This window comes from Paraburkholderia sp. BL6669N2, assembly GCF_003387275.1.
In the GTDB taxonomy this organism is placed as follows: Bacteria; Pseudomonadota; Gammaproteobacteria; order Burkholderiales; family Burkholderiaceae; genus Paraburkholderia.
Map to the genome: position 1 here is coordinate 2,758,932 of NZ_QUNA01000002.1, position 26,713 is coordinate 2,785,644.

The following is a 26,713-nucleotide window of genomic DNA, read 5'->3' on the forward strand; positions in this document are numbered from 1 at the left end:
CAGTCCCGAAAGGCGCCGGCTGGGCTCTCAATGGCCATTACTCGTCGACATTAACTTTGCATTACTAATTACATGACTTACTGCTCCGATTATTTTTGCCGATTGAAAATCTCTCGCTTGACCGATCCGCAGCTATCCCCGGACCACCAGGTTCCCTACGACTGCTGAGCGTGAAGAAGATCGAGCGCCACGTCGACGATCATGTCTTCCTGCCCGCCAACCATGCGGCGTCGCCCCAATTCGACAAGGATGTCGACGGTCTTCAATCCGTATTTCCGAGCAGCGCTTTCGGAGTGACGAAGGAAGCTCGAATAGACGCCCGCATAACCCAGCGCCAGGGTTTCGCGATCGACACGAACGGGCCGGTCCTGTAGTGGACGAACCAGGTCATCGGCAGCATCCATCAAGCTATAAAGATCACAGCCGTGGTTCCAGCCAAGCCGTTCGGCCGCGGCGATAAACACTTCGAGCGGCGCGTTTCCCGCACCGGCGCCCATGCCGGCAAGGCTTGCATCGATGCGGTCGCAGCCTTCCTCGACGGCGACAATGCTGTTGGCAACGCCAAGGCTCAAATTGTGATGCGCGTGAATACCTGTCTCGGTCTCCGGCTTCAACACGTCCTTGAAGGCGCGGAAGCGCTCGCGTACGTCATTCATTCCCAATGCGCCGCCGGAATCGACGACGTAACAACACGTCGCCCCGTAGCTCTCCATGAGCTTCGCCTGCTGTGCAAGGTCGCGCGGGGTGGTCATGTGGCTCATCATGAGGAAGCCCACCGCTTCCATCCCGAGCTCTCGCGCGTACTCGATGTGCTGTTTGGAGATGTCGGCCTCGGTGCAATGGGTGGCTACGCGGACAATGCGAGCGCCAGCATCATAAGCGTTGCGCAAATCGTGAATCGTGCCGATGCCGGGAAGCAGCAACGTCGCGACCTTCGCGTGCCTGACCGTTTCCGCCACCGCGGCAATCCATTCGAGATCGGTATGAGCGCCGAATCCGTAGTTGAAACTCGATCCTTGCAGCCCGTCTCCATGCGCCACCTCGATCGAATCGACTTTGGCTTCGTCGAGCGCCTTCGCAATCGCCGCCGCCTGTTGCACGCTGTATTGATGACGAATCGCATGCGAACCGTCTCGCAGCGTCACGTCGGAGATGTATAGTTTTTTGCCGAGTGTCATGCCCTGTTTCCCCTAGGTCGTAGCATGGGCGACCATCTCGGCGGCCATGCGTTCAGCACAAGCCTTCGCCGCGGAGGTCATGATGTCGAGATTGCCGGCGTAGGACGGCAGATAATGCGCGGCGCCCTCGACCTCGAGAAACACCGAGGTTTTGAGCCCTGTCATATGCGCGCCCACACCAGGGATATTCAAGGGTGCGTGGGCTTCTATCCGATCGAATTGCACCCGTTGCTTGAGGCGATAGCCGGGCACGTAGCGATTGACGGCGGCGACCATGTGCTCGATCGACCGCTCCACAGCCTCTTCGTCGGCCGAATCGGACAGACAGTAAACCGTGTCACGCATCATGAGGGGCGGATCGGCCGGATTGAGGATGATGATGGCTTTCCCCTTAGCCGCGCCGCCAACCTGCTCGATCGCTTTGGACGTCGTCTCCGTGAACTCGTCGATGTTCGCGCGCGTGCCGGGCCCAGCGGATTTGCTCGAAATGGAGGCGATGATCTCGCCGTAATGCACTTTTGCGACGCGCGACACCGCTGCCACCATCGGAATGGTCGCCTGGCCGCCGCAGGTCACCATGTTGACGTTTAGCGTGTTGACGTGTGCGTCGAGGTTCACAACCGGCACGCAGTACGGCCCGATCGCGGCCGGCGTCAGGTCGATCATGCGAACGTTGGGCTTGAGCTGCCGCAAGAATGCGTCGTTCTTCACATGCGCTGCCGCGCTCGTAGCGTCAAAGACGATATCGATGTCCCCAAACACCGGCAGGCGCGTAAGCCCCTCGACGCCTTCGTGCGTCGTCGCGACGCCCATACGTGCGGCGCGCGCGAGACCGTCGGAAGCGGCATCGATGCCGACCATCGCACCCATCTCGAGATGATCACCATGACGCATGATTTTGATCATTAGATCGGTGCCAATGTTGCCCGAACCGATGATCGCGACTTTCAACTTGCCTGTCATGAATTCTCCCGCTCGTTAAATCGATCGCCTACGCGGCGATACAGGAAACTTTGCCTAGCCCGTCGACTTCCAACTGCAATGCCTCGCCTTCGCGTATAGGGAACATCGGCCCCAACGCACCCGACAGCACGACATCGCCAGCGCGAAGCGGATCGCCGAGTTGTTGCATCGTCTGGGCGAGCCACCAGGCGGCAAGAAGCGGATGGCCCAGACATGCGGCCCCACGCCCCTCCGAGACAAGCTCGTCCGTTTTCAGGAAGCGCATCTGGCATGTAGCGAGATCGAGATCGGAAATGCGTTTCGGATCCGTGCCGAGGACATAAAGGCCGCACGAGGCGTTGTCCGCCACCGTATCGACGAGCGTGATGTTCCAGTTTTCGATCGCGCTGTCGACAATCTCGATCGCCGGTAACGCGTACTCGATACCCTGCAGGAATCGGCCCCAGCTCAGCTCTTCGGTCAGGTCGCGACCAATGACAAATGCCACCTCTCCCTCGGCCTTGGGCTGAATCAGGCTACTGACCGGAATGTTTGCACCGCTGACAAACTCCATATCCCTGAACAGGACGCCGAAATCTGGCTGATCGACCCCGAGTTGTCGTTGGACCGCAACCGATGTCAGCCCAACTTTCTTCCCGCAAATTCGTTTCCCAGCATCGATAGCACGGTTCGTGTTGAGCGCCGCTACCCGATACGCGTCGTGCAGACTCTCGATCCCGAACCTTTCCGAAATCCTGGAAACCGGGATACGCGTACTGCGGGCTTCGTATAAGGCATCCGCAGCTTGCTGAATAGATGAATTAGTCATACGTCCAACCGTCATGAACCAAAATCTTCGGCGCGGACTGCCGTTCGTTCCGCAGCCTTGAAATAGGTAATGTGTTTCATCGATAAGCTCCGAAATTCAGCCCGTCGGCAATCGATGCTCCTTGAACTGCTCTCGCAGTGCGGCTTTTTGAAATTTGCCGGTCGCGGTCATGGGCATGGCATCGACGAAAACCACATCGTCCGGAACCCACCACTTCGCAACCTTTCCTTCAAAAAACTCCAGCAATTCATCTCGACTGACATTCGCGCCGGCTTTTTTTACCGCGACCAGTAATGGGCGCTCGCCCCATTTCGGATGGCGCACGGCAATGCACGCGGCCATATGTACCGCTGGATGAGCCGCTGCGATGTTCTCAATGTCTATCGACGAAATCCATTCACCTCCGGATTTGACGACGTCCTTGCTGCGGTCGGTGATCTGCATGTAGCCATCCGCATCGATCGTCGCCACATCGCCAGTTGGAAACCAGCCATCCTGCAGCGGCGACGTGTCGTTGCCGTAATACGAATCGATCACCCACGGGCCACGAACGAAGAGGTCGCCGGCCGCTTTGCCGTCCCAGGGCAATTCGCGACCGTCACCATCGTCGATCTTCATGTCTATGCCTGCAATCACAGGACCTTGCTTCTCGACGACCTTTTCTTGCTCGGATTCGGAAAGCGCGGCATGCTGACCTCGCAGCGTGCAGCTGGTGCCCAACGGTGAAGTCTCCGTCATGCCCCAGCCATGAAGCACGTCGACACCCAATCCTTTGAAGGCGCGAATCATCGAACGGGAGACGGCGGACCCGCCGATACCTGTTCGACGGAATGTCGAGAACGCGAGATTGTTCGGCCGGACGTATTCGAGCAAACCCAGCCACACAGTCGGCACGCCAGCGGAGAACGTAATCTTCTCCCGCTCGAGCAGCTCGTAGAGAGAAGCGCCGTCGAGCCTGGGCCCCGGAAGCACCAGCTTCGCGCCGACGAGCGGCGCTGAATACGGCAGCCCCCATGCATTCACGTGGAACATGGGAACCACGGGCATGATGATCTCCGACGCTGAACAACTCAGCGAGTCGGGCAAGGCGGAAGCGTACGTATGCAGAACCGTCGAACGATGCGAGTAGAGCACGCCCTTTGGGTTGCCGGTCGTACCGGACGTATAGCAGAGGCCCGATGCGAGGTTCTCGTCCAACATCGGCCATTCGTAATTTCCATCCTGCGCACCGATCAATTCCTCGTAGCAGAGCAAGGAGACTTTGCTAGCGGCGGGCATGTCTTCGCGACCGGCCATCATGATCCATGCCTTGACCCCTGCGCACCGCCCTCCGATTTCCTCGACGAGGGGCAAGAACTGAGCGTCGAAACACACGTACGTGTCTTCGGCATCGTTGACGATATGGACGATTTGCTCAGGAAACAATCGTGGATTGATGGTATGGCAGATCGCACCCGCACCTGGCACGGCGTAGTAAAGCTCCAAATGGCGATAGCTATTCCATGCCAGTGTGCCGATGCGATCTCCTTGTCGCACGTCGAGCGCCTCCAACGCCTGGGCCAGCTTACGCGCGCGGAGCTCGCACTCCCGATAGGTATAGCGATGAATGTCGCCATCACTGCTGCGCGAAACAATCTCGACGCCGCCGTTGTATCGGGCCGCGCGCCTTATGATCGAAGAGATGAGCAGGGGCGTGCTCATCATCCGGCCTGTCATTGCCATGGAAGATCCCAGTTACGTCGTGATTCAACAAGCGTTGGCGTCGTGTTCAACGCTCTTCCGAGAGGAAGGACGAAACGACTCGATTGAACCGATCCGCCCATTCCCATTGCGCCCAGTGGCCGCACTTCGGGAAGGTGTTGAGTTGCGCATTGGGAATACGCTTGACATAGATCATTCCGGTATCGAGCGGAACCACGCGGTCCTCTCTGCCCCAAATGATCAGTGTCTGGTGCGGCAGCGTCGCGAGGCCCGGGTCTCGCCAAAGTTCTTCGATCGGTTGTCCGGATTCCAGGCGCATCGGCGGCTGCGCAATGATGCGCGGATCCATTGCCGCTTCAAGTCTGCCTTTGACCAGTTCATCGGTGATCGCCGACTGATCGAACAAGCTCTCGCTGATGAAACTCTTCACCTTTTCCGCCGTAATGCCATCGCCCTCATAGGCTGTCGCCAACGTGCGGATCGCGGGCGTGGGCCATTGGCCAAGCGTCGGGAAGCCGCCGGCCGGCCCCATCAGCACGAGGCGGCCGATACGTTCCGGAGCAGTCAAGGCCATCTTTAGGGCAATCATTCCGCCAAGCGAATTGCCGATGACGTCAGCCTGCGTAATGGACAAAGATTCCATGAGACCGAGAATCGAGTTCGCCCACCAGCCAGGAATCGATACGCCGACCGGCCTCATGTCGGATTTGCCCCACCCGGCGAGGTCAGGCACGATGACACGGTGGCTGCGCGCGAAGAACGGCGCATTGCGGCTATAGTTCGACCAACCGGACGCGCCCGGCCCCGATCCCTGAAGCATGATCAGAGCCGGACCTTCGCCCGCCTCCTGGTAGTGAATTCGGGTGCCTTCGAATTCGACAAACGCGCTGCGGAAATTCACTTCACTCATGTTGTTCTCCCAATCTCACTGGCCGGTACGCTGATGGCCCCACACGCTGATCCGATCGTGACTCACCACCGTCCACGACTCGTCGACGCTCACCGCTCCCGCGCCGTATTCGACTTCAAACCCTGACGGCGTTCTCGCGTAAAAGGAGACCATCTGGTCGTTGGTGTGGCGACCCAACGTCATCGTGACCGGCACGCTCTGCTGCGTTGCGCGATCGAGCGCGAAGCCGACGTCGTCGATCGACGGCACCTGCAACATGAAGTGCTGGAGGCGCTTTGGAGCCGGCATTTCAGCGAAAGCCAACGTGTGATGCCGCGCGTTGCAGTGAAGGAAATGCAGTTCGAGCGTGTGGTCGGGACCGATCGGCATCGTGATGATGTCGGACAGTTTGAAGCCCAATCCCTGGCAGTAGAATTTGAGCGCTGCCTTGACGTCAGGAACGAGCAGCACGATATGCCCAAGCCCCTGGTCGCCGGTTTCGAAACCGTCGACCACAGCCGATCGGAACGGTGCTTCGCCGCGTTCGGTCGCGCCCCAGTAGAGTTCCACTTGCATGCCGGACGGATCGGTGCAACGTGCTAGCCCGCGCACCTGCCGGCTGCGCGCGAGCTCGCCGGAATCGCTTTCGACGCTGTAACCAAGGTCCTGCAGGTGCCCGACCATTTGCGCGAGGGCTTCCGGCCCTTCCAGTTCGAACCCTGCATAGGCGATGTCATCGCGTTCACCTTGTTCAACCGAAATCCGCCAAAGACGGTTATCGATACGATATCGATCACCGGACGCGCCATTTTCTCCAGGCATCAAGCCCAGGAACTCGGTCGCGTAACGTTTCCAGGCAGATAAGTCGGAAGCGTCGATTCCGATATAACCCAACGATTGCACCTTCATGCGACCGTCTCCTGATTGATTGAAAGTTTTTCGAGCAACCCGGCTCCGCCGCGGCTATCGATAAATCCTTGAACGGCTAACCCACCGTCGTGTCGCAGAACCGTTCCCGTCGCCGGCACGTTGTCTTCGCGTGATGCGAAGAAAACATAGGCGCCCGTGTAGTCGGCCGGAGTCGGCAGGTGGCCGATAGGCACCACATGGCGCGCCATTTCGACGAACTGCTCCGCCGGAATCGTGGCATCCGAGAGTCCGAGCGACTTCACGCCGCTGAGGTTCGTAATCATTCCCCCCGGGGCAACGGCGTTGACGCGGACGAACGGCGCCAATTCGAAAGCGAGTTGCGTAACGATGCCGCGAATAGCGTGCTTGCTGGCCGTGTAGAGGACCCCGCCACCGTCCGACTGAAACGACGCGTTCGATGCCGTAAAGATCAGACTCCCGCGACTTTCGGCCAGCGCTTTTAAAGCGGCCTTGGCGAGCAGAAGATAGCCCTTCACGTTCACGGCGAACAATTCGTCGAACGCCGAAGAGAGTTTGTCTTCGGAGAGATCGACCAGTGCGGTCTTGAAATCCCAAATCCCGGCGTTCCCGATCGCGCAATCCAGGCGGCCGAACTGAGCGACCAATCCATTCACTGCGCGAAGGTTGTCCTCATACGACGTAACATCGCCCTGAAAGCCCATCACAGCATCACCGAGTGCATCGCGGATTTCGGCGATCCGATCAGCCGAGCGGTCAAGCACGCCCACCCGCGCACCCTCCGCAACGAACCGCTCGACGATTGCGCGGCCCAAGCCAGATGCGCCTCCTGTCACCAGCACGACTTGGTTTTCCAGTTTTTTCATTTAGTTCACCTTGTAGCTAAGCAAGCTGCGAAGCTCGGTAGAGGGATCGGCTAGCAGTTCGGTCGGCACAGCAATTTGCGACTCGACGAGCCTTTTGGCCATCGCGTACTCACGCGGGGCATCAACTGTCGCAACGCCTTCCACCCGTCCTCTCGATACGCGGAATACGGAAAAGGACGCGCCCGTCTCATCGCCCCGTATAACCATCCCTCCCGGACCCGTGAGCTCGCCAGCAAGTTGAATCTTTCGTCCTGCAATTTCGGTCCACGAGAACGCGATCTGAGGCTGCTCGTTCACGCACCCGATCATTGCGCATGCTGCGACCGCCGCCTGCGCCTGGCTGTTGAGAAAACTCTCGAGAGAGCGGCGCCCACCTTCTACGAGCGGCCACGAGGCAACATCACCGGCAGCGAAGATTCCGGGAACGGTGCTGCGGCCCGCGGCATCGACGACCACGCCGCGCATACACGCCGCACCTGCGGCTTGTGCGAGTTCATCGCATGGTTGGGCTCCCACGCTCAAGACAACGACGTCAGCCGGCAAGTAGGCGCCGTTCGACAATCTCACGCCGCGCGCCCGTGTATGGCCTTCGATCGAAGCGACCGTCGCGGTTCGATGAATGACCACACCGAGTTGCTCGAGTTGAAACCGCGCCCAATGGCCCATAATTCGCCCGAGCGCACGCTCCATCAGTTCCTCGCCAGACTCGACGACAGTTACCGCATGCCCTGCCTTCCTCGCGGTGCTCGCGACCTCGCACCCAATCAGGCCACCACCGATGACGACGATCTCGCTCTGCGCCGCTAGCGCATCTCGAAGCGCGAACGCATCATCCAGCGCACGCAGCGTATAAACGCCTGGCAACGACACGCCGGGCAAGTCGACCTTGCGCGCCCGGGCGCCGGTCGCCAGCAAAATGCCATCGGTCGCCACCGACGTGCCGTCGTCAAGCGCGAGTACGCGTCCGTCAATCGACACCGCGCGCGCCCCTCGACGCCAGTCGAGCTCCAACGTATTCAAGTCTTCCGTCGAGCACAGCACCGGCGGAGCGCCCCCGCACAGTGCTTCCTTGGATAACGCAGGTCGCTCGTACGGGTGCTGGGCCTCCTCGCCGACCAGGATGATTCTGTCGCTATACCCATTGGCACGAAGCGTCTGCGCCGCGCGTACACCGGCGAGGCCCGAACCGACAATCGCAAGCGGCTGTTTCATATGCCGGCCTCAGGTTCAAGATCGATCAGTACCCGGTCACCCACTACCTTGATCGGAAACACTTTGACGTCGCGTATCGCCGGCGGCGCACAGACCTTCCCGGTCTTCACGCAGAACTTCGCCATATGCAGGCTGCATTCGATCAGGCCGCCGTCCAGATAGCCGTCTGACAAGGACCAGTCGCCGTGCGGACACTTGTCCTCGATCGCGTAGAAATCGCCGTCGATCTTGAACACGGCGACCGCCTCGGGTCCAGCATCGATCCTCAGCCCGGCGTCGCTCGGGACGTCCAATACTGAGCAAACATCGGTAAACGACATTACGCTAACCCTCAAAGAAAGAAACTGAGGTTGTTCGCGAGAAACGTCGTCTGATCGAGCAAGATGCGCCGACTGACGATCTGAAATCCCGCGTCCGTCTCGACGCAGCGCAGGCGATCATGGCGTTCCCCGATCAGGTGGTCGGTTTGTCGTTCCGACCTGCTGCGATATGCGAGGAAGTTCGAGCGGACGAGGTATTCGCCCTGCCCAGCAGCGCTTGCGCGTACGTTCGTGATCAGATGCCGCGTGTGAGACGGCGGCTCCTCGGCCCATGCGGCGCCCGATTGGAGTTTGCGCAGACGAAGCTTGAGGTTCTCCTTGCTTTCGTCGAAATACGCGAGTTCATCAGGACTGGTCCATTCCACTTTTCGCTCGCGCGGCCCCACGTTGCGGCGGATCGGCATCACATAGCGGAGGTCGTCGGCCATCAGCTCGATCCACTCCGCGATGTTCCTGCCGTCGAGAAGCTCGGCTTCGAGAAAGAGGAACTGTTCGATCGCAAAGTGCTCTGCTGCCGAAACGGCGTTCGCGCGCGTCGCGGCGATTTCGTTAGCAACCATGGCCGGCCTCCTTGGCGCACGTATCGTTTTGCGTCGGAATGCACATCAACTTGAGCCAGTGGCCATAGAGTCGACGTGCGGCCTCCTCGCTGTAACAGCCCTCGACAGTGCCGGGGAACGCAGGATCCGCAGCGGGATTCAGATCCTTACCCATCTGAATGCTCATGGTGGTACGGCGTGCCTGATGTCCGCGCAGCACGCGCTGGATCTCGACCCAGTTCTCGCCGTCGTCCTGTTCCCATGTTCCTGCGGGCGAGAAGGTACGCAACGTGGCTTGCCGGAGTTGCTCCTTCTCGGCAGATGAAGCGTCGGAGTCGACCAGACAGAATGCCCAGACCTCGATTTCGCCAGGGCCGCGCGGATGCCAGACGCGGCAGCTGTTCACCCCCGCGAAAAATGAGAACGTGGGAAACACGGTCATGTGTTGCGCAGTAATCGCGCTCACGCCAACATTGTGAGCGGCGTGCCGCTGAGCAAGGGCCATCGAATCGTATCCCGGCTCGCGCTGGCCAGCCTGCGACACAATCCAGTCTTCATGAAGGCCCGGGGCCAGGAAAAAGCCCGTGCCATGTCCTTGGTCCGATAACAGTTGACGCCCCGGCAGCGGCAGCTCCTTGCCCGCATACTCCGGTGTTGTCGCAACTTGCACAGACACATGCGACATGATCCCGTGGTGCATATCGCTGGCGAATTGCTCGGCGGCAAGCTTCCAGTTGCAGGGGATGACCCACTTGTAGATCCCACCGATCGGCTCCGTACCGGCAGGCGACCGATCGAGCAGTGCGTCCAGATACAGCGCAGCTTCGCCGAGCGATTCTTTCAGCGATTGTGCATGCTCGTCCCAGTTGGCGAAGATCAGGCCCTTGTAGCTTTCAACTCGAGGGACGCGCCTTGCAGGCCATTCCTCCTTGTTGAAACACGGCCCGTAGTGCTCTTCTGACGGGACGTTCACGAGGGCGCCGTCAATCCCATAGGCCCAACCGTGGTAACTGCATGTGAATGCCTTCGCGTTGCCCTGGTCCGCACGGCAAATCTTCATGCTGCGATGACGGCACTGATTGAGCAAGACGGCGACCGACCCGTCCTTTTGCCGAACTGCAACGACGGGATCCTCCGCCATGTAGGTGGAGAGGAAGTCCCCGGTCTTGGGAATATGTTTCTCGTGAGCGATGAACAGCCACGACCGCCCGAAGATGCGGTCCAGTTCCTGCTCGTAGATACCCTGGTCGGAGTAGACCAGTGGACTGATCGTCCCCGCCTCTTCGTCGAACAGCGCAGAGGCAGGATAGCCTTGAATGGTGGTATCAGGCACTTGCGTCTCCTAGATAGTTGCCCATGGCGAAGCATCGGCTCTTATTGCGGTATGCGGCCGTTGGTGTGAGCGTCGCGCGCATTTCCGTTACTGGAACAATAGGCGTTCGCGGACTGTCCACCTTTGCTCACAGCGCGGAAAAGCTTTGCTTGTCGGGCAGCGACATCCGCGGATCAGATGTCGATGCTTCGCGGGACAGCATCGATGGACGATGCTGCCGGCCGCAGAGTGGAAACGTTGGGAGGGATGCCCGTTGTGACGGCATGACGAGCGTCATACCGCGGAGAGGGATGGACTTTAGTTGATAGCGCGTTCGCGCAGTGGAACGTGGCGGGTCAGCGCAGGACCTAGCGCGGGCGCACAGATGCTTACATGACTTCCCGCTGGACGCCTCTTTCGGCTTCGACTGACGGAAGGCCTTCGCAGCGGACCCGGTCTCTCAATTGGCCTGGGCTTTCGCCAAATCGATTCTTGAAGGCCCGATTGAAGTGGCTAATGTTTTTGAATCCTTCTTCGTAAGCAACCTGGCAAATTGTTTCCCTAACTTGGCTTCTAAAAAGCAATCGATTTCTGCATCGCTCGAGTCGCTCCGCGATGATCCACTCTGTTACCGTCGCCTGACATTCAGCGAAGAGTTCATTCAGGCGACGAACGCTTATGCCCATGGCGCTTGCGATGGAAGATGGGGTAAGGGTGTCGTCGTGCAACCTGGCGACGATGTAAGATTTGATCCGCTGCAGAGTCGCGCGACTATACGTCGTGGCATGCCCCTCTCTCGCCACGATCGAACTGGCGCTTACCGCCGCCGCGATGAGATCCAGCAAACTGCTCTCCAGCCACGGGACGCTATCCCCTGCAATCGAATTCGCCGACTCGTATGTGGCCAGCAGCGTTCTCAACAGGACATGCATGATCCCGTGCCGGCTATCAAATTTTCTGTCTACCGCATCCTGAAAGATCACGCGTCTAATGTGTGATTCGATTTTCGGAAGACGTACCCATAGCCCATCAAAGCCTGCTGAGAACTCCATCCGGGTAGGGTGCTCCGAGCCGATGAGCGCAATGTCGCCCTCGGCCAGAGCGTAGCAGCTATTCCCGATTTCACATGACAGTTGACTTGCCAGAACGACAACTAGAAATAATTCGCCCTGCCCGCCTCTGCTGCTTTTCGAATCTCGACGGATTTCAAACGGACGACTGGAGGTCGCCGCCTTGGAACGCAGCATTTCAATGCTACTCAATCGGCGACTCGTAATCTTTCCGACCGGCTCAAATCGATTCTGGGAAGCCTCGAGTTCCAACCGCTCGCCGTGAAACGCCTCGCACAGCCGCTGCGATGTCAGACGCTCGAAGCCTTGTGGATCGGACGATAACTGTTGAATAGGTGCGTACATGTGTCTCCCCCATCATTAGTGGGTCATTTACGTTGTTTTACCTTCTCGTGCCGCGCTACTCTGAAGCGCAGCTGAGCGCCCTCCAGACAGCCTTCGTCGCAGCGCGAAGTGTTTCATCGTCTGACGATGCGCCATGTGCCGGCCGGACTAAAACAATCAAACCGGCCAAATGGGAGTACAGCAGACGACCGCGTAACGCGCACTCCCGGGGTGTAAGCGATCGATTGATCTTGGCCAGCAATCGGACGAACGTCTCCTGGAATCGACGGTTGAAACTTGCCACCAATTCCCGGGCAAATTCTTCGCGCTCGGCCATGCTCCAGACTTCCAGGCAAAATGGTGCAATGTGTGTACCGCGCTTGACCAACTCGTCGAAGGCGATATCTGCGATGGCATCTAGCCGAGCCTCCGGCGATAGATCATCGTCGTCGACCACACTTTCATAGAGCGTCAGATATCGTGTTGCCACCGTCTCCGACGCCGCTCGCAAAAGGTCTTCTCTGGTCGGGAAGTAGTGCTGCAAGGTCGCCAGGTGGATCCCAACATCGCTCGCCACGCGGCGCAAAGCGAAGCCAGCGTTACCGTACTGCGCGAGCACATTGATCGCGGCCTCCACGATTTCGGGGATTCGTGTCGTTCTGTTGCCGCGGCGCTTTGGCTCGTCGGCTGACTCTTTAGCCTCTGTCAGTTCAATCGCCAGTTCCCTCATCTTTGACCTCTTGCCGGCAGCGGCCGGTGTGCGCTTCGGACAGTCCAACCGCTCAAATATCAACATTCCCTCGACCGAGCGATCGCAGTCAGTTCATCGGTCCTCGCCCTAGCCACCATGGCGAGCACCACCTTGTCATGAAGAATATGTCACTCGACGGATAATTACCAGTCAATCGAGCACATACATTTCCGACCCCCTAAATGTATCTACGCTATTTATCAGGAAGATAGGTGATTTTCCTGGCAACGACGGCCTTGATATATCCGTCGCGTGACTGTATAAATCCGTCAATCGACCAATAGTTGGTTCCCAACGCCCATCCGGAAGTCAAGTTACCCGAGGGCAATCGGAGCACCCGCGCCTTGGCGGTACCGCATGCGCCAAGGTGCGGACTCACAAGGTGGTCGAGTCGCGGTGACGGGGTCATGGAGAGCACGATGAACTACGATGGGTATTGTTTGCGCAGGCTGATCGATAAGTGGCTTGCTCCCTCCGACACGTCACCGATCCGCATCAAGCGCTTTCAGCTCAGCGACAAGGTATATCGCGAAGGACGCTGTGTCTGTGTTGAGTCCACCAAGTCTGGTCGATCGTTGGCGATATTTTTCTTCCGACACGATGACGGCTTATGGTATGTATTTCCCCCAGCAGCAACACGACCGGCGATGCGCGCCGCTTGACTCCATGACTGAGTTCCCAGGACATCACGTCGCTTGCTCGACACCGAGCACATGCATGCGTGTCCTTTTGCACTGCGTTGCCTTAAATTCCTTGATCCTTTCCTTTAGGTCGGGGTAGCGGTTGTAAATCAGCGAATGCGATACACCGCATCGCGCAGCGACAGCGTGAATGCTGATGGTCGCCAGCAGGGCAATGAAGCTCGACCGGACCGCGCCCGGGTCCAATGCAGCTCCATGGGCTTGTTCAATCAGCGTTAAACGCGTAACAGATCAAACCCCATCGGCCGACAGGATGGCCAGCCTCGCGCTGAGAGTCCGTTGTACGTCAACCGACCTTACCCCCGTGGTGGGCTCACATGCGATGAAACGTAGGTCTCGGGCCTGAGCAGCGTTGACACTCGGATGATCATCCAGCGCCACCCATCCGTTAGCCCCCTTCGTTTTACCTCGGCGGGTATTTCTTCAGAGGGGGATGTCCCGTAACTTTCTATCACCCCAACAAACCGCGTAGCCAACGGGCCCAGCAGCCGGATAAGCGTCGCGTCATCGAAGATCCGACGCCAGTCCGAACTGCCAGTCCCGCTTCTTGATATGACGTCGAATCCGCTTATCGCACTGTATTTCGCTTGCGAGGGAAACTTCCAAAGAACGAAGGCGTCGTTCATGCTTCCGCGCTGGAATCGGCGGAACTCTGGCCGAGCTAGCGCGCGCTCAGACAGGCGGCCCATCCGTGTGACCGGGCACCAAGCTCGACTGCACGAGCCGATGCGTGCAACTCGTGCGGTCATTGATCGCATCCATCACGAGTTCCGCGATGATGTGCCCCGTTGATTGACGCCCGCGCTCATACACAGCCTCGAATAAGCAACAGGCAGAATGGAATGATCGACTTTGTGACCCCGCCGACAAGCAACGGCCACACTTTTACCTTTCACATCACAAAGAATCGGGCATCACCGCCCCTCTTCGATTGGCGGAAAGCAGCCGGAGTCGAACCGACCTGAGAGCGTCTGACGCCCTCAACTGAGTTTGAAGCCCAGCCGCGCCACCGGACGCGAATGCCTTCCTGCGGTGATCGAACTACACATTGCCGATGCTCAGAGCAGATCGAGCCAGCGAGTATCCGTGCGCAGCAGATGCAGCCCACGGTGGAAGCGAGTATACCCAACCCGGTCGAAGAACTCCAAAAGCTGGATCGCGCGTTTGCGGCCCAGTCCGGTGGCGTCGCGAAACGGTGCGGCCGCAACCGTGCCGGCATTCTTTTGCCCCTCGGCTGCCGCAATCGAAGCCAGTTCCCGAATCATCTCGGGGTGATAAAAGAGGTCGCGCACGACCTGAAACAGCTCGCCCCGCCGCGCGAGTTTACGCATCAATTGCCGCACGCGCTCCTCCGGCACGCCGTTCGCATCGGCCAGATCGCGTACCCAGGGCGGGTCGAAACGCCCTGCTCTCACCGCCGGCAGCAACGTCGCCGCGAGTGCGCGATCCGCTTCGTCGAGCGTTACCGTATGACCCGGCAGATGCAGCCAGGGTCCGCGTTTGACGATCTCGCCACGCGTCGCCGCATCGTCGACAAGCGCGCGCCACAGCGCGTCGTCCACCAGCGGCGCCGCGATGCGCCGCAAGCGCGAGATATCCGGGCCCAGGTCGTCCGGCGAGCGTTCGTGGTACTGCGCGAGCGTAGTCGTCAAGCGCGTATTGAGCGCTTGCCAAAGCGCATCGGCAATTAGCAATGCGTCCTCGCCTGGCAGTGCCACGACCCGCGTATCGGCCGGCAATGCGAGCGCGGCCGCCGGCATGCCCGTCAAACGTTCCAGTTGCGAGCGCGGCAAGCCATGCGGTGCTCTCGCGATGACGGCGTCGAGCGTACCGGTGTCGAGCATGATCTGAAGCGCGTCGAGCCACGCCAGCCGCTCGGCCGAACGACGCTTGCGCGACGGCGCGAACGGATCGAGCACATGGCCGCCGCCAATCGTGCGATTGGCCTGCGCGTTACGTACCACGAAGCGATCGCCGGGCAGCGCGCAAACCGGCCGCTCGAACACGAGCTGAACGCGGGCACGCTGACCGGCGCCGAGTGTTTCGCCATCGAGCAACGCGACGTGCGCAACCTGATGCTGCGTGCCCAGATGCACATGCAGCGGCGCCCAATGCTCCAACGCCTGCGGTGCATCGGCGAGCAGCGTCAGCATGACGTCGATCCGCTCCGACGCCTGCGAGAGCTGCGGATCGACGATCCAGTCGCCACGATCGATCGCGCTCTTCTCGATACCCGCCAGGTTCAATGCACAGCGCTCGCCAGCGCGTCCGCTCTGCGCCGGACGATTCTGGGCATGAATGCTGCGCACACGCACAGGTTGATTCTTCGGCGCGAGCAGCAGCGTATCGCCCACCGCCACGCGACCCGACACCACAGTGCCGGTCACGATCGTGCCTTGGCCCGTGAGCGTGAATACTCGATCGACCGCGAGACGGAACAGGCCGTCGTCGCGCTTCATTCGCCATGCCGCGGCCGCCGAGTGCAGATGCGCCTTCAACGCGGCGACGCCGGGATCGCCGGACCGCACCGCGCAAGTATCGAACACAGGCGCGTCCTGCAGCACGCTGCCGCTCAGAAACGCCCGCACTTCGTCATGCACTTCGCGCAGACGCTGCGCGTCGACGCGATCCACCTTGGTCAGCGCGACGGCGCCTTGCCGGATCCCGAGCAGTTCGACAATCGCCAGATGCTCGCGCGTTTGCGGCATCACACCGTCGTCGGCGGCGATCACCAGCAGCGCAAAGTCGATGCCGCTCGCGCCCGCGGTCATCGTATGCACGAGCTTTTCGTGACCGGGCACGTCGATCAAACCGAGTACGTCACCGTTCTCCAGCGATACGTACGCGTAGCCCAGTTCGATCGAAATGCCGCGCGCTTTTTCTTCCTTGAGACGATCCGTATCGATGCCCGACAGCGCCTTCACCAGGCTCGTCTTACCGTGGTCGATATGCCCCGCCGTACCGACGATCATGCGCGCGCGCCTTTCAATTGCTCGATCAGTTCCGCTTCATCGGCGGCTTCGAGACAGCGCAGATCGAGGCGCAACGCGTCGTCTGCGATACGACCGATCACGGGCCGCGCCATCTCGCGCAGCCTCTTTTCGAGCGCGAGCAATTGACGGCCACCGCGCTTACCGTCCACCGTTTTGACGACCAGTCCGTAACTCGGCAGTACGTCGACCGGCAATGCGCCGCTGCCAATCTGGCTGAACATCGGCTCCGCCGTCACCGCATAGCGTTCGCCGAATGCATGCTGCAACGCGGGCTGCACGCGCTCCGCGGCGAGCCGGATGTCACCGGCGGCACGGGTCAATAAGCGCAACGTGGTGAGCCGCTCCGCGAGCCGCTCCGGCGCACGATAAAGCTGCAAAACAGGCTCCAACGCCGCGAGCGTCAGTTTGCCGACGCGCAACGCGCGTTTGAGCGGATGCTTCTTGATCTTCGCGATCAGATCGCGTCGCCCGACAATCAAACCGGCTTGCGGACCACCGAGCAACTTGTCGCCGCTGAAGGTGACGATATCCGCACCGGCTTCGACGGTTTCGCGCACTGTCGTCTCGCGCGGCAAGCCCCATTGGCTCAGATCGACCAGCGTACCGCTGCCGAGATCCACGGCAACCGCGAGGCCGCGCGTGTGGGCGAGCGGCGCGATTTCATCCAGAGCGACCTCTTTGGTGAAGCCGCTGATTGCATAGTTGCTCGCGTGGACTTTCATCAGCAGCGCGGTTTGCGGGCCGATGGCTTCCTCGTAGTCCTTCAGATGGGTGCGGTTCGTCGTGCCGACTTCGCGTAGTTTCGCGCCCGCGCGGTTCATGATGTCGGGAATGCGAAACGCGCCGCCAATTTCAACCAGCTCGCCGCGCGACACGATGACTTCCTTCTTCGACGCCAACGCCGACAGCGTGAGCAGCACCGCGGCCGCGTTGTTGTTGACCACGGTGGCCGCTTCGGCACCGGTCAATTCGCAGATGAGGTCATCGATCAAATCGTCGCGATCGCCCCGCTTGCCGGTGCCGAGATCGAACTCGAGGTTGGCGGGTTGCGTGAGCGCTTTCATGACGGCCTGCACCGCCTCGTCGGGCAGCAATGCACGGCCGAGATTGGTATGCAATACCGTGCCGGTCAGATTGAAAACGCTACGCAAGCGCGACTCGTTGCGCTGGCGCAGTGCAGCTTCGACTGAACTCTTTAGTTGCGCGACGTCGAGCGCGCTCACGGACGCATCGCCTGATTGCGCGCCCGCGCGCCAGCGATCGAGCGCCTCGCGCACCGCGCCCAACACCTGCGTGCGGCCGTATTCGACAATCAACGCCGCGAATTCGGCCGACGCCATTACCTTTTCCACCGACGGCACGCGCGCCATCAGCGCCCGCAATTCAGAGCCGCTTACATCGCTCACGAGCCAATCCTTTTTCTAGTCGCATTCATTCGCTGCTAGTCGGACTCGCCGGAAGACTCATCCGCGTTGACGCCCTGTTCGGGCCACAGCCACGGATGCGGCGACGCCCGCCGGTAACCTTCCGCCCCCATCAGCAAATCCAGCGTGAGACTGGCGAGATCATCCGCGAACGGTTCGAAATCGTAGTCCTTCGACTGAATGCCGATCTTCCGGTAAGTATGGCATTCGTCGCACGACTCCGCTTTCAACGCGGCGGTCTTCGATTCGGCTTCGCGCGCGGCTTCGTCCTCGTCCGGCGAGCCAACTGTGTGATAAGCGATGCCCTTGGTCGAATCGCAGTTCGAGCACTTCGTGCGAACCATGTGCCACTCGGTCGAGCACAGGCCGCATTGGAGGTAGCGATAGTTGTCATGCGCACCGCCCACGCGGACGATGCTCGCCACCGGATGCGATCCGCACACGGGACACAGGCCGAGCGTCTCGATGTACGGCACCTCGCGCTTGTCGATGTCGGCGGCGAGGTCGGTCCACACCACTTGCAGCGCGGCCACGATGAACGGTGCGCTCGCCGGATCGATTTCTTCGAAGCGCTGCGCGAAGATGGCGTCGGCCTGGAATTCGAGCGCGTCGGTGTCGAGTGTGCGTAGGCGGTCGATCAGCGCTTCGAGGGGCGGCGTGAGCGGGCCCGCGGCTGCCACCTTGTCGAGCAACCGGCGCAGCACGTCGCGCCACGCCGGATCACGCACGCCGGAAAACGCGGGAATCAGCGGCATGGAATGCTGCTGCGCACTCGCGATCAACTCGGCGCTCGGCGGCGATGCCTTGAAACTGGCGATCACGGCTTGCTGCGCGTCGGCGAGCACGGCCATCAGGCGCAAATAGCCGGCGATCGGATTGTCGAGCGCCGCCAGCTGGCGCAGCCGCGCGGCGCGCGCGGCAAACACCGCGAGCCGTTCCGGCATGCGAAGGCGCGGAATCGCCGAATGATCGAGCGATTCGATATCGCCGGCTTCGAGAATACGTTGAACCACGGTATCGACCTCTAAAAACTGAAGAGCCGCCGCCGTTCATTGAACGGGAGCGGCGGCTCGGGTGCAGCGCGCCGGCAGCCGCACTGCCTCTACTGACTATGCATGGCCCGCTATTTACGGATGACTTCCTTGAACCAGTTCGGATGATGCTTTCGCGCCCAGCCGTAGGTCACTGTGCCGCGCGTCATGGCGCCTATCGACCCCTTGATCCACAACGCCGCATAAATATGCACGACAATGCCGACGATCAACACGAACGCCGCCGCGGCATGCACGAGCGCCGCAAGGCGGATGATCTCGATTGGAAAGTAGAACGAGAAATAGCGCCGCCAGATCACGATACCGCTTGCCAGCAACAGCAGTAGGCAGACCACCATGGTGAAAAACAGCAGCTTTTGACCGGCGTTGTACTTGCCGATCGCGGGGAGTTTTTCCTCGCGATTGCTGAGCACGTCGTCGATCTGCCTCATCCACTGAAGGTCGGCTTTGTCGAGATAATTGTGATGCCAGAAGCGCAACGCAAGAATCAGAAACGACAGGAACATCACGCAGCCGACGAACGGATGCAGAATCCGCGTCCATTGCCCGCCGCCGAAGATCGCGTAAAGCCATGACATGGCGGGATGAAACATGGCAAGGCCGGACAGCGCCAAAAGAACGAACGTGATCGCAGTGATCCAGTGATTCGTGCGCTCATTCGGCGTGTAGCGCACGATCAGGCTGTTGCCTCTCACATCCTTCAGATCGGTATGCTCAGGGTGCTTCATTGGGCGCCTCCCGCGAACGGCGTACTTCATCGGCTTCGTGCTGGGCTTCGGCTTCATCGGCTTCCGACACTTCGTTCGGACCCACGCGCGTGTAGTGGAAGAACCCGGCTATGGCCGCGAACGCGATACCTGCAAGCGCCAGCGGCTTGGCCAGCCCTTTCCACAGCGCCACCATCACGCTGATCTTCGGATTCTGCGGCAACCCGTGATACAGCGTGGGCTTGTCGGCATGATGCAGCACGTACATCACATGCGTTCCGCCCACGCCGGCCGGATCGTACAAACCGGCATTCTGGAAGCCACGCTCCTTCAGATCTTCAATCCGGTCCAAGGCCTGCTGCTTCATGTCCTCCTTGGTGCCGAACATGATCGCGCCGGTCGGGCACGTCTTCACGCAAGCCGGTTCCTGGCCGACCGCCACGCGATCCGAACACAGCGTGCACTTGTACGCGCGGTGGTCCTGCTTCGAAATGCGCGGGATGTTGAACGGGCAACCGGTGATGCAATAGCCGCAGCCAATGCAGTTTTCCTCGTGGAAATCCACAATGCCGTTCGTGTACTGCACGATCGCGCCCGGCGACGGACAAGCCTTCAGGCAACCCGGATCCTCGCAATGCATGCAGCCGTCCTTGCGGATCAGCCACTCGAGATCGCCCTCGGTGTTCTCGTACTCCGAGAACCGCATGACGGTCCACGAATGCTCGCTCAGATCGCGTGGGTTGTCGTAGGTGCCGGTTGTCGTGCCGATTTCATCGCGCAGATCGTTCCATTCCATGCAGGCGGTCTGACACGCCTTGCAGCCAATGCACTTCGACACGTCGATGAGCTTGGCGACCGTGCCCGTAACCGGCACACGCACTTGTGGTTCAGGCAAGGTCGTGGCCGAGAGGCGTCTGATGTCCAGTGATTGCAGTGCCATCTCTTCTCCCTATGCCTTTTCGACCTTGACAAGGAACGATTTGAATTCCGGTGTTTGCGAATTCCCATCGCCCACGGAAGGCGTCAGCGTGTTGACGAGATAGCCCGGCTTCGCGAGTCCCTTGAAGCCCCAATGCAACGGCAATCCGACAGTCTGGACTTTCTTCCCTTCGATCATCAGCGGTTTGATCCGCTTGGTGACGAGTGCCACGGCGATGATATGCCCGCGATTGGACGACACCTTGATGCGATCGCCGGCCACCACGCCCACTTCTTTCGCCAGATCCTCGCCGATCTCCACGAACTGCTGCGGCTGCACGATCGCGTTCAGATGCGCGTGCTTGGTCCAGTAGTGGAAATGCTCCGTCAAACGATACGTGGTCGCCGTATGCGGGAAGTTCTCGTGCGTGCCGAACGCGGCGTGGTCAGCGGGGAACACGCGTGCCGCCGGACTGTTGACGGCCGCCCTGTTGTTCGGATGCAGGGGGTTGTAGCCAAGCGGCGTTTCAAACGGTTCGTAGTGCTCCGGGAACGGCCCTTCCACCAGACCATCGCGCGAGAAGAAACGCGCGACGCCTTCCGCGTTCATGATGAACGGATTCATGCCGTTTTCGGGCGGTTCGTCGGCCTTGAAGTCGGCAATGTCCGCTCCTGTCCACGCCTTGCCGTTCCATGCGATCAGCTTGCGGGTCGGATCGAACGGCTTGCCGCTGACGTCGCACGAAGCACGGTTGTACAGAATCCGCCGGTTCGCCGGCCAGGCCCACGCCCAGTTCAGCGTATTTCCGATACCGGTCGGGTCGGAGTTGTCGCGGCGGCCCATCTGGTTGCCCGCCTGGGTCCATGCGCCGCAGAAGATCCAGCAGCCGCTCGCGGTGCTGCCGTCGTCGCGCAACTGCGCGAAGCTCGACAACTGCTCGCCCTGTTTGGCGAGCACCTTGGTTTTGTCGGTCGTGTCGGTGACGTCGGTGAGCGCCTTGCCATTGAACTCCATGGCGATTTCTTCGGGCGTCGGGCTTTCCGGGTCGGCATACGGCCAGCTCATCTTGAGAATCGGATCGGGATACTTGCCGCCGTCCTTCCTGTAAGCCTCGCGAATGCGCAGCCATAGCCCCGACATGATCTCGAGGTCGCTCTTCGCTTCTCCGGGGCCGACCGCGCCCTGCCAGTGCCACTGCAGCACACGGCTGGAACTGACCAGCGAGCCGCGTTCTTCCGCGAAACAGGTGGTCGGCAAACGGAACACTTCGGTCTGGATCGCAGTAGGATCCACGTCGTTGAATTCGCCGAAATTCTTCCAGAACTCCGACGTTTCCGTAGCGAGCGGATCCATGACGACGAGCCACTTCAGTTTAGCCAGACCCGCGCCGATCTTCGCCTTGTTCGGCGCCGCGGCAAGCGGGTTGAAGCCCTGCGCGATGTAGCCGTTCATCTTGCCTTGATTCATCAGCTCGAAGACCTGCAGCATGTCGTACGACTTATCGAGCTTGGGCAGATAGTCGAAACCGAAGTTGTTCTCGGCTGTCGCGTTATCGCCCCACCATGACTTCATGAAGCTGACATGGAACGCGCGATAGTTGCGCCAGTAGCTCAACTGATTCGGCCGCAGCGGCTGGCTCGCGCGTTTCGCGATGTAGGCGTCGAAGTCCTGCTCGGCTTCCAGCGGCAGCGTCATGTAACCCGGCAACAGGTTCGACATCAGACCGAGGTCGGTCAACCCCTGAATGTTCGAGTGCCCTCGCAGCGCATTCATGCCGCCGCCCGCAATGCCAATATTGCCCAGCAGCAATTGCACCATCGCGCCGGTGCGGATGATCTGCGCACCGATCGAGTGATGCGTCCAGCCGAGCGCGTACAGGATCGTGCCGGCGCGCCCCGGAACAGCCGTCGATGCGAGCATCTCGCACACCTTAAGGAATTTTTCCTTAGGCGTGCCGCACGTGCTCTCGACCTGTTCGGGCGTGTAGCGCGAGTAGTGCTTCTTCATCAACTGATAGACGCAGCGCGGGTGCTGCAAGGTCGGATCGACTTTGGCAAAGCCGTCGTCGCCGCGTTCGTAGTCCCACGAACTCTGATCGTACTTACGCTTGTCGGCGTCGTAGCCGGAATAGAGACCGTCGGTAAACGAGAAGTCCTCACGGACGATGAACGGCATGTCCGTGTAGTTCTTCACATACTCGTGCTGGATCTTGTCGTTGGTGAGCAGATAGTTGATCACCCCGCCGAGGAACACGATGTCCGAGCCGGTCCGAATCTGCGCGTAATAGTCCGCAACCGATGCCGTGCGCGTAAAGCGCGGATCGACCACGATCAACCTCGCCTTGCGATGCGCCTTGGCTTCAGTGACCCATTTGAAACCGCACGGGTGCGCCTCGGCCGCGTTGCCGCCCATCACCAGAATCACGTCCGCGTTCTTGATGTCGACCCAATGGTTCGTCATCGCTCCACGGCCAAACGTCGGGGCAAGACCTGCCACCGTCGGGCCATGTCAGACACGCGCCTGATTGTCGAATGCGAGCATGCCAAGACTGCGGACAGTCTTGTGCGTCAAATAACCTACTTCATTGCTGCCGGCCGATGCCGCGAGCACGCCGGTGGTCAGCCAGCGGTTGACCTTCTTGCCGTCCGCCGTTGTCTCGACAAAGTTGGCATCGCGATCTTCCTTCATCAATTTCGCAATGCGGTCGAGCGCGTCTTCCCATGAAATGCGTTTCCATTCATTCGAGCCGGGCGCGCGATACTCCGGATACTTCAGACGGCTCTCGCTATGAATGAAGTCGATCAGGCTCGCGCCTTTCGGGCACAGCGTGCCGCGATTGACCGGATGATCGGGATCGCCCTCGATATGGATGATGCTGGACTTTGCATTCTTGGCGTTGTCGCCGAGTCCGTACATCAGGATGCCGCAGCCTACCGAACAGTACGGGCAGGTATTGCGGGTTTCGGTTGTGCGCGACAACTTGTACTGACGAACCTCCGCTAACGCGGGCGCGGGTGAGAAGCCCATGAGGGCAAGGCTCGATCCGGCTAGCGTGGTGGCGGAGACCTTCAGAAATTGTCGCCGGGACATATGGGTCATCGAATGGCCTCGGCTCTTTATGGGGACACCAAATTTGATTATAGAGAGCGGTATGAAATCCTGCAGCGAGGAGTTACGCCATCTACAGTGCAACTGAATATGAATTGCCGCAGCCGGTTTCATCAGTCGAGGCACCGTTATTGCTGACAGGAGGCAGACGCCTCGACGCTTACTCCTGACCTTTGGCACATATATGACCGCTCCGCTTTTCACATCTTCTCCCGCACGCACTATTTACGGCGCAGTGAAATGGCGCGCGTCGGCCGGCCTTGCGTCGCTTGCGCTGGGTGGTGCGATGCTCGTACTGAGTTCGCACGGCGTTGCCCAGATCACGCAAGGCAGCGGCTCGTCGCAGCAGGAGAGCCGCACTTCTTCGATGGGGTCTGCGCCGGATTCGTCCGCCTCTGCCGTTCATGAATCGCATAAGCCACAGACGAAAGATGGCGGCTCGGCGAACACGCGCGGCAAGACGGCCGGGCCGGGTCACAAGCCCCAAGGCGCGGGCGGCTTCGATAACGGGCTCTACGGCACTGGCGCAGGCAGCAACAAATAACGTGTGAGATTGCCGCATCTTTGCCGCCCGCTCTCCTGCGGCGGGCGCATGACGAGACCGCCGGGCGTTTAGAGGTAACTTCAGAAGAATCGACGACGTGTTTCGCGCTCCGGCCGGATCGCTTCGACGACCGCCGTCCCTGCGCGTTGCCCGAACAACCATCATAATGTCGGTCATTCGTCGTCTGAAATGCTTGCCCAATGACCCATACTCCCAGCCACGCAAGCGCGTCGCCCCGTCTCACCAGTCTGTCGCACGGCGGCGGCTGCGGTTGCAAGATCGCGCCAGGCCTGCTCGCCGACCTGCTCAAGCGCAGCGCGCCGCTGCCGTTCTTTCCCGACCTGCTGGTCGGCAACGACACAGCCGACGACGCCGCCGTCTACAAACTCAACGACGAACAGGCGATCGTCGCGACCACCGATTTCTTCATGCCGATCGTCGACGATCCGTTCGACTTCGGCCGCATCGCCGCGACCAATGCGCTGTCCGACGTCTACGCCATGGGCGGCAAGCCGATCATGGCGCTGGCCATCGTCGGCATGCCGATCAACGTGTTGCCGCACGACGTGATCGCTGCCGTGCTGAAGGGCGGCGAATCGGTATGCGCGGAAGCCGGCATCCCGCTCGCCGGCGGCCATTCGATCGATTCGGTCGAGCCGATCTACGGCCTCGTCGCCATCGGCGTGGTCGACCCGAAGCGCGTCAAACGCAACGCGGGCGCGCAAGCCGGCGATGTGCTGATCCTTGGCAAGCCGCTGGGCGTGGGTATTCTCTCGGCAGCCCTGAAGAAGGACCGCCTCGACGCCGCCGGCTACGCCGCCATGATCGGCGCGACGACCAAGCTCAACCGGCCGGGCGCGGACCTGTCCAAACTCGCCGGCGTGCACGCGCTCACGGATATCACCGGTTTCGGGCTGCTCGGCCACACATTGGAATTGGCGCGCGGCTCAAACCTCACCGCTCGTGTGCGCTACGCGGATCTGCCGTGGCTGCCGGACGTGGTGAGCCTTGCGGAGGCCGGCATTTTTACGGGCGCTTCGGGGCGCAACTGGGACGCATACGGTAAAAACATCGATTTGCGATCCTCATTTTCCGCGACCGCGCGCACGCTGCTCACCGATCCGCAAACCTCGGGCGGCCTGCTGGTCTCGTGCGCGCCGCAAGCCGTCGACGAAGTGCTCGCCCTGTTCAGCGCCGATGGGTTCGGCGAAGCATGCGTGATTGGCGAAATGGTCAACGGAGAAGGACGCGTCGAGGTTATCTGAGCCGCGAGCGGCGGGCGGAACGACGCGGCCGGTATGGACGACGCATGCGATAATTGCACCCCGCCGCAGCCGACCCTTTGTGCCCCAACGCCTTGAAAAACCTACTCGTCAGCCTCGAACAAGCCGGTGATTTCGACGAAATCATCGATGTGCGCACGCCTCTCGAGTTTGCGGAAGACCATATTCCGGGCGCGCTCAACGCGCCCGTGCTGAGCAACGAAGAGCGCGTGCTGGTCGGCACGACTTACAAGCAGGTATCGCCGTTCGAAGCCACGCGGATCGGCGCGGCGCTGGTCGCGCGCAATATCGCGCACCATCTCGAGACGACGTTCGCCGACCGGCCGCGCAACTGGCGGCCGCTGGTCTATTGCTGGCGCGGCGGCAAGCGCTCGGGCTCGGTGACCACGCTATTCAATATGATCGGCTGGCAGGCACGCCAACTCGAAGGCGGCTACAAAGCCTATCGGCGCGCCACGCTCGACACGCTCGTCACGTTGCCGAAGACATTCTCCTACGTCGCGCTGGTTGGCCCGACGGGCAGCGGCAAGACGCGCCTGCTTGCGGCCCTGAACACCGCGGGCGCGCAGACGCTGGATCTCGAAGCGCTGGCGGCGCATCGCGGCTCGTTGCTCGGCGCCTGGGCCGGCGTGCCGCAGCCGTCGCAGAAGCGTTTCGATACGCTGCTCGTGAGCGCGCTGCGCGCGTTCGACCCGGCACGGCCGGTGTTCGTGGAAGCGGAAAGCCGGCGCATCGGTTCTATCGCGCTGCCGCTCGCGCTGCTCGACACGGTTCATCAGAGCCGCTGCGTGGAGGTAATCTCGAGCCCCGAAGATCGCGCGGCCTTCCTGCTGCACGACTACGCCCATCTGTTCGACGATCCCGAATCACTCAAGGGACAGTTGCAACGAATGATCGGTTTACATAGCCGGGAACGTGTCACGGGTTGGCAGCAACTCGTCGACGACAACCGGCGCGCCGAACTCGCGCGCGAGTTGATCGGGCGTCACTACGATCCGGCGTACGCGCGCAGCAGCCATCAGCATTTCGTCCAGTTGGCGCGTGCATTGCAATGGAATTTCCGGCCTAACGACGCCGATGTCATCGATCAGGCGAAAGCACTGCTTGCAAAGCTCGACAGCAGCGCACTCGCTGTCACCTGATTAAAACCAACGTTCAAGA

The 26,713-nt window shown here is 60.6% G+C and carries 24 protein-coding genes and 1 tRNA gene; 5 read left to right on the forward strand and 20 right to left on the reverse strand.

Annotation, left to right across the window (positions count from 1 at the left end):
* Positions 1-155 precede the first annotated feature (155 nt).
* The 13 genes from dmpG to B0G80_RS34945 all read right to left on the reverse strand — a co-directional run bounded on the left by dmpG (position 156) and on the right by B0G80_RS34945 (position 12,800).
* Positions 156-1,178 (reverse strand): 4-hydroxy-2-oxovalerate aldolase, encoded by a 1,023-nt coding sequence (dmpG, locus tag B0G80_RS34885; RefSeq protein ID WP_116122312.1) that lies wholly within the window; start codon positions 1,176-1,178, stop codon positions 156-158.
* 12 nt (positions 1,179-1,190) lie between these two features.
* On the reverse strand, positions 1,191-2,141 hold the full coding sequence (locus tag B0G80_RS34890) for an acetaldehyde dehydrogenase (acetylating) (RefSeq protein ID WP_116122313.1): 951 nt from the start codon (positions 2,139-2,141) through the stop codon (positions 1,191-1,193).
* A 28-nt stretch (positions 2,142-2,169) separates the two neighbouring features.
* On the reverse strand, positions 2,170-2,949 hold the full coding sequence (locus B0G80_RS34895) for a 2-keto-4-pentenoate hydratase (RefSeq protein WP_116123840.1): 780 nt from the start codon (positions 2,947-2,949) through the stop codon (positions 2,170-2,172).
* A gap of 96 nt (positions 2,950-3,045) precedes the next feature.
* Positions 3,046-4,671, reverse strand: a complete 1,626-nt coding sequence (locus tag B0G80_RS34900; RefSeq protein WP_116122314.1) for a 3-(methylthio)propionyl-CoA ligase — start codon at positions 4,669-4,671, stop codon at positions 3,046-3,048.
* Between the two features lie 46 nt (positions 4,672-4,717).
* Positions 4,718-5,560, reverse strand: a complete 843-nt coding sequence (locus B0G80_RS34905; RefSeq protein WP_116122315.1) for an alpha/beta fold hydrolase — start codon at positions 5,558-5,560, stop codon at positions 4,718-4,720.
* A 15-nt stretch (positions 5,561-5,575) separates the two neighbouring features.
* Positions 5,576-6,448 carry a biphenyl-2,3-diol 1,2-dioxygenase gene (gene bphC, locus B0G80_RS34910; RefSeq protein WP_116122316.1) on the reverse strand — a complete coding sequence of 291 codons (873 nt, stop codon included), beginning with the start codon at positions 6,446-6,448 and terminating at the stop codon, positions 5,576-5,578.
* On the reverse strand, positions 6,445-7,293 hold the full coding sequence (hcaB, locus tag B0G80_RS34915) for a 3-(cis-5,6-dihydroxycyclohexa-1,3-dien-1-yl)propanoate dehydrogenase (RefSeq protein ID WP_116122317.1): 849 nt from the start codon (positions 7,291-7,293) through the stop codon (positions 6,445-6,447). The genes bphC and hcaB overlap by 4 nt, the downstream gene beginning before the upstream one ends.
* Complete coding sequence (locus tag B0G80_RS34920) at positions 7,294-8,505, reverse strand: NAD(P)/FAD-dependent oxidoreductase (protein ID WP_116122318.1); 1,212 nt, start codon at positions 8,503-8,505, stop codon at positions 7,294-7,296.
* Positions 8,502-8,825, reverse strand: a complete 324-nt coding sequence (locus B0G80_RS34925) for a bifunctional 3-phenylpropionate/cinnamic acid dioxygenase ferredoxin subunit (RefSeq protein WP_116122319.1) — start codon at positions 8,823-8,825, stop codon at positions 8,502-8,504. The genes B0G80_RS34920 and B0G80_RS34925 overlap by 4 nt, the downstream gene beginning before the upstream one ends.
* Before the next feature lie 11 nt (positions 8,826-8,836).
* Entirely contained in the window at positions 8,837-9,385 is a 549-nt protein-coding gene (locus B0G80_RS34930; protein WP_116122320.1) for a 3-phenylpropionate/cinnamic acid dioxygenase subunit beta, read from the reverse strand.
* Positions 9,375-10,697 carry an aromatic ring-hydroxylating dioxygenase subunit alpha gene (locus tag B0G80_RS34935; RefSeq protein WP_116122321.1) on the reverse strand — a complete coding sequence of 441 codons (1,323 nt, stop codon included), beginning with the start codon at positions 10,695-10,697 and terminating at the stop codon, positions 9,375-9,377. Before B0G80_RS34935 ends, B0G80_RS34930 begins: the two co-directional genes overlap by 11 nt.
* Positions 10,698-11,065: 368 nt before the next feature.
* Complete coding sequence (locus B0G80_RS34940; protein ID WP_116122322.1) at positions 11,066-12,091, reverse strand: helix-turn-helix domain-containing protein; 1,026 nt, start codon at positions 12,089-12,091, stop codon at positions 11,066-11,068.
* Positions 12,092-12,146: 55 nt separating this feature from the next.
* Positions 12,147-12,800 carry a TetR/AcrR family transcriptional regulator gene (locus tag B0G80_RS34945; RefSeq protein ID WP_116123841.1) on the reverse strand — a complete coding sequence of 218 codons (654 nt, stop codon included), beginning with the start codon at positions 12,798-12,800 and terminating at the stop codon, positions 12,147-12,149.
* 440 nt (positions 12,801-13,240) lie between these two features.
* On the opposite strand from B0G80_RS34945, the gene B0G80_RS34950 reads away from it, so the two are divergent.
* Entirely contained in the window at positions 13,241-13,483 is a 243-nt protein-coding gene (locus B0G80_RS34950) for a hypothetical protein (RefSeq protein ID WP_116122323.1), read from the forward strand.
* 570 nt (positions 13,484-14,053) lie between these two features.
* Positions 14,054-14,314, forward strand: coding sequence for an FRG domain-containing protein (locus B0G80_RS48305; protein ID WP_408969473.1), 261 nt, complete (start codon positions 14,054-14,056; stop codon positions 14,312-14,314).
* A gap of 140 nt (positions 14,315-14,454) precedes the next feature.
* Here the strand turns inward: B0G80_RS48305 and B0G80_RS46195 are convergent.
* The 7 genes from B0G80_RS46195 to fdnG form a co-directional block, all read right to left on the reverse strand.
* Positions 14,455-14,550: transfer RNA gene (locus tag B0G80_RS46195), tRNA-Sec, on the reverse strand.
* Positions 14,551-14,580: 30 nt separating this feature from the next.
* Positions 14,581-16,494, reverse strand: a complete 1,914-nt coding sequence (gene selB / locus B0G80_RS34965; protein WP_116122326.1) for a selenocysteine-specific translation elongation factor — start codon at positions 16,492-16,494, stop codon at positions 14,581-14,583.
* Positions 16,491-17,921, reverse strand: a complete 1,431-nt coding sequence (selA, locus tag B0G80_RS34970) for an L-seryl-tRNA(Sec) selenium transferase (protein WP_116122327.1) — start codon at positions 17,919-17,921, stop codon at positions 16,491-16,493. The genes selB and selA overlap by 4 nt, the downstream gene beginning before the upstream one ends.
* A 35-nt stretch (positions 17,922-17,956) precedes the next feature.
* Positions 17,957-18,952: a formate dehydrogenase accessory protein FdhE gene (gene fdhE, locus B0G80_RS34975; protein WP_116122328.1), complete on the reverse strand. Its 996-nt coding sequence runs from the start codon at positions 18,950-18,952 to the stop codon at positions 17,957-17,959.
* A gap of 110 nt (positions 18,953-19,062) precedes the next feature.
* Positions 19,063-19,719 carry a formate dehydrogenase subunit gamma gene (locus tag B0G80_RS34980; RefSeq protein WP_116122329.1) on the reverse strand — a complete coding sequence of 219 codons (657 nt, stop codon included), beginning with the start codon at positions 19,717-19,719 and terminating at the stop codon, positions 19,063-19,065.
* Positions 19,706-20,638: a formate dehydrogenase subunit beta gene (gene fdxH, locus B0G80_RS34985; protein WP_116122330.1), complete on the reverse strand. Its 933-nt coding sequence runs from the start codon at positions 20,636-20,638 to the stop codon at positions 19,706-19,708. Before fdxH ends, B0G80_RS34980 begins: the two co-directional genes overlap by 14 nt.
* Positions 20,639-20,647: 9 nt before the next feature.
* Positions 20,648-23,716 (reverse strand): formate dehydrogenase-N subunit alpha, encoded by a 3,069-nt coding sequence (gene fdnG / locus B0G80_RS34990; RefSeq protein ID WP_116122331.1) that lies wholly within the window; start codon positions 23,714-23,716, stop codon positions 20,648-20,650.
* Positions 23,717-23,909: 193 nt separating this feature from the next.
* On the opposite strand from fdnG, the gene B0G80_RS34995 reads away from it, so the two are divergent.
* The 3 genes from B0G80_RS34995 (at position 23,910) to mnmH (ending at position 26,694) form a co-directional block, all read left to right on the forward strand.
* On the forward strand, positions 23,910-24,269 hold the full coding sequence (locus tag B0G80_RS34995) for a beta-xylosidase (protein WP_116122332.1): 360 nt from the start codon (positions 23,910-23,912) through the stop codon (positions 24,267-24,269).
* 200 nt (positions 24,270-24,469) lie between these two features.
* Positions 24,470-25,534, forward strand: a complete 1,065-nt coding sequence (gene selD / locus B0G80_RS35000) for a selenide, water dikinase SelD (protein ID WP_116122333.1) — start codon at positions 24,470-24,472, stop codon at positions 25,532-25,534.
* Positions 25,535-25,626: 92 nt separating this feature from the next.
* Positions 25,627-26,694: a tRNA 2-selenouridine(34) synthase MnmH gene (mnmH, locus tag B0G80_RS35005; protein WP_116122334.1), complete on the forward strand. Its 1,068-nt coding sequence runs from the start codon at positions 25,627-25,629 to the stop codon at positions 26,692-26,694.
* Positions 26,695-26,713 lie beyond the last annotated feature (19 nt).